The organism is Blastomonas sp. CCH1-A6 (assembly GCF_001556365.1).
Classification (GTDB): domain Bacteria; phylum Pseudomonadota; class Alphaproteobacteria; order Sphingomonadales; family Sphingomonadaceae; genus Blastomonas; species Blastomonas ursincola.
In genome coordinates this window covers 1-2433 of record NZ_LSIS01000332.1, presented here as the reverse complement: position 1 = coordinate 2433, position 2433 = coordinate 1, and the positions used below count along the sequence as shown (strand labels likewise).

Annotated in this window: 3 protein-coding genes; 2 read left to right on the top strand and 1 reads right to left on the bottom strand. The window is 67.2% G+C overall.

Going from position 1 to position 2433, the window contains the following annotated elements:
- On the bottom strand, window positions 1–658 hold a 658-nt coding region (locus AX735_RS16090), incomplete at its 3' end, for a tetratricopeptide repeat protein (RefSeq protein ID WP_231750147.1).
- Window positions 659–935: 277 nt separating this feature from the next.
- Between AX735_RS16090 and AX735_RS16085 the strand changes: the two genes are divergently transcribed.
- Both AX735_RS16085 and AX735_RS16080 read left to right on the top strand, forming a co-directional pair.
- The gene (locus AX735_RS16085; protein WP_023839567.1) at window positions 936–1652 is read left to right on the top strand and encodes a ParA family protein; all 717 of its coding nucleotides are present in this window, start codon (window positions 936–938) and stop codon (window positions 1650–1652) included.
- Between the two features lie 28 nt (window positions 1653–1680).
- Window positions 1681–2400: a hypothetical protein gene (locus AX735_RS16080; protein WP_082751158.1), complete on the top strand. Its 720-nt coding sequence runs from the start codon at window positions 1681–1683 to the stop codon at window positions 2398–2400.
- Window positions 2401–2433: the final 33 nt, after the last annotated feature.

Here is a 2433-nt window from a genome sequence, read left to right as displayed (position 1 = left end):
CCGCCAAGCCGGTCGCGGTATCGGTGACCTTCAGGCCAGCAGCGGCGCCCGCGAGCTTCTGGCGTTCGGACACGGCGTCGCGCTCGAGCTGCGCGGCAAGCTGCGTGCCCTTGGTCCGCTCGGCGAGCGGGATGTACTTGTCCATCGTCGCCAGGCTGCGCGAGGCCTGGGGAAGGCCCTGCGCCGAGGCACGGGTCATCAGCGCATAGGCGCGCACCCAGTCCTTCTCGGCGATGTCGCCGTTGAACATCGCGGTGCCCAGCACATATTGCGCGCGCGGCTCGCCCCGGTCGGCCGAGGCGCGGATATAGGGCATCGCCTCTTCGCGGCGATTGTCCTGGAACAGCACCAGACCGTAATTGTCCGCCGCCTGGACATGACCGCGATCGGCGGCCTTCTTGTACCAGGCTTCGGCCTGCTTGAGGTCCATCGGCACGCCGCGACCCAGCTTGTAGGCCTGGCCGAGATTGAACTGCGCATCGGCATCGCCCTTGGCCGCAGGGTCACGCCATTCCTCGACGGCCTTGGCGAATTCGCCGCGTTCCCAGGCATCGACCCCGGCCTTGACATCGGCCAGCGCCGGGCTGGACAGCGCGATAGTCGCCGCTGCTGCAGCCAAGACAGCGAAATTGCGGGAAAATTTTGTCGAACGTGCCATGCGGGTCTTGCTCCATCGCATATGGTAAAACCGTGTGCCGACCTTATCGGGCGGAAATGCCGCTGCAAACCGGGCGCACCGGGCCTTGCTGGCGTAAACCGCTATAGTTACCGACACGTTAGCAAAGCGTTTACGCCTGCATCAAGACGGGTTGAAGACTGCTCCAGAGCCCCGAAATCCCGGCCCTCCGATGCCATGGCAAGGTCCGTGTTAACTCAAAATTAGCTGCCTCCGCGCATTTTCCCCTTAACCGAATGGACCGGACAGGGGGTTTGGAGTGCGCGTACTCGCTTTGGCATCTCAAAAAGGAGGATCGGGCAAGACGACCCTTTCGGGTCATCTGGCCGTGCAGGCGCAGCTGGCTGGCGATGGCCCGGTGGTGCTGATCGACATCGATCCGCAAGGCTCGCTCGCCGACTGGTGGAACGAGCGCGAGCCCGAATATCCCGCTTTTGCGCAGACCACGGTCGCCCGGCTTCCTGCTGACCTTGCGATCCTGCGCCAGCAGGGGTTCAAGCTCGCCGTCATCGATACCCCCCCTGCGATCACTATGGCGATCCAGTCGGTGATCTCGGTCGCCGAGCTGATCGTGGTGCCGACCCGTCCGAGCCCGCACGATCTGCGCGCGGTCGGCGCGACGGTCGACCTGTGCGAGCGCGCGGGCAAGCCGCTGATCTTCGTCGTCAACGCCGCCACGCCCAAGGCGCGGATCACCTCCGAAGCCGCAGTCGCCCTGTCCCAGCATGGGACAGTCGCGCCGACGACGCTGCACCACCGCACCGACTTTGCCGCCTCGATGATCGATGGCCGCACGGTGATGGAGGTCGACCCCAATGGCAAGTCGGCCGGAGAGGTGCGCGCCTTGTGGACCTATATCTCGGACCGGCTGGAAAAGAATTTCCGCCGCACCGTCTTTGCCGTGCCCAATGCGCCCGTCGCGCCTGGCGCCATCCGCCCGATGGGCGGCTTCGGTCGCCGCGTGGCCGGATCGTGATGCAGTTACGGGGGCAAGGATGAGCTTTATGGCCGAACCCAAACCAATGGCATCGCTCTCGTCCGGCCTGCTCGCGCGCAAGGGGGCCGCGCGCCCCGCGATGCGCCGCCAGGGCATGGACGGTCTCGGCACGCTCGGCACCGCAGGGCTGACGCCCGGCGTGCATGGCCTGCAGGACGATCTGGGCTGGAACGACATGGGCTATGATGTCGATCCCGCGCACGAGGAGCGCGCGCCGCATTATGGCAACCTGCTTGCCGGCGCGATCCCCGATGCAGTGCCCGGCGAGCCGGTGCCGGAGATGGCGCCCGTCGTGCCCGATGTCGTGCGCCAGCAGGCCGAGATTGCCGAGCGCCTCGCCGAGCCCGTTGCGGCCCCCGAACCGGTCGCCGCACCCGAGCTGGACCTCCAGCCCGAGATCGCGCCCGCGCCGGTCCCTGTGCCCGAGCCCGTGGCCGCGATCGCGGTGCCCGAACCGGTCGCAGCGCCGGTCCCTGCGGTCCGCCAGCGCAAGCGCAAGCAGGCGGTGATGCAGGAAGTCGTGGCCGCCGCGGTCCAGTCCTCGGCCCGCCGCGCGGCCTTCACGCTGCGGCTCGATGCCGACCGTCATCTCAAGCTGCGATTGGCGAGCGCGGTCAGCGGACAGTCCGCGCAGCAGCTGGTCACGGCGGCGCTTGACGAATTGTTAACCAAAATGACCGAAATAGAGGACCTGGCGGGTCGCGTGACGCGATCGGCGACGCTTTGAGGCGAACGCAGGCAGGTCGGGGCCGACGAAGAG